This window comes from Allomuricauda sp. CP2A (assembly GCF_001683915.1).
Taxonomy (GTDB): domain Bacteria; phylum Bacteroidota; class Bacteroidia; order Flavobacteriales; family Flavobacteriaceae; genus Flagellimonas.
This window is the reverse complement of the sequence record NZ_LXTT01000137.1, coordinates 1-905: the sequence shown is the minus strand read 5'-3', so window position 1 is coordinate 905 and position 905 is coordinate 1. Positions and strand designations below refer to the sequence as shown.

1 protein-coding gene is annotated in these 905 nt (G+C 38.1%); it reads left to right on the top strand.

Annotated elements, in window-relative coordinates; genetic code table 11:
• The first annotated feature begins 17 nt into the window (after positions 1 to 17).
• On the top strand, positions 18 to 833 hold the full coding sequence (locus tag A7D14_RS16205; protein ID WP_067037005.1) for a hypothetical protein: 816 nt from the start codon (positions 18 to 20) through the stop codon (positions 831 to 833).
• The last annotated feature ends 72 nt before the right edge of the window (positions 834 to 905 follow it).

Below are 905 nucleotides of genomic sequence, written 5' to 3'. Positions count from 1 at the left end.
AACAAATCTTATGTAATATGAAAAAACTTATAATTCCTACGTTGGTCGTGCTGTTTCTTGGTTGCGATAAAGAAGATGCAAAAACCGAAACCAATTCAGAAGCCGTTGTTGAGGCTTTAACAGAGTATGTTATTGTGAATAAAGTGTTTCAGGATATTGGAAACAACAATGGCGATGCTGTTTTGTCTGCCGAAAGTTCCACTTCCTCAGCAAAATCCAATTCAGTGGAAAAAACTGCACAGGATGCTGAAGTAACCATTTCGCCAGCTGATTTTGTCACTTTTCCAAAAACCATAACCGTTGATTTTAAAACGGGTGTTTTGGGCAAGGATGGTATCACCCGAAAAGGAAAGGTTACCATTGTTTCCACCAATTGGTATAGAGAACCTGGTAGCGTTCATACCGCAACTTTTACCGACTATTACCACAACGATTATAAGGTTGAGGGAACACATGTGGTAGAGAATGTGGGTGAAAATGTAGATGGAGATCTGGAGTATGATGTTGTTATCCAAAATGGAAAAATCACCACAAAATCCGGTGCAGTGATTGAATATCAAGAAAATTCCACCAGAACATGGATTGCCGGCAGTGAAACACCCCTGTATATTTGGGATGATGAATACTCATGGGAAGGTTCGCAAACGGGTACAAGTTCCTCAGGTTTGGATTATTCCTTAACCACTGAAGAGTCGTTACATTTTGTGCTGCTTCCAAGAAGCATTAAGTCGGGTATTTTGGATGTTGATATAGCCGATATTAAAGACATCAAAATAAATTACAACAATTCCACCATCACCATTTTGGGAAAGGCCTATCCATTTACCAAATAAGATAAAAACCCATAAAGAGAAAAGCTTATTGATGATTGTCAGTAAGCTTTTTTTATTGTCAATAATTTACTG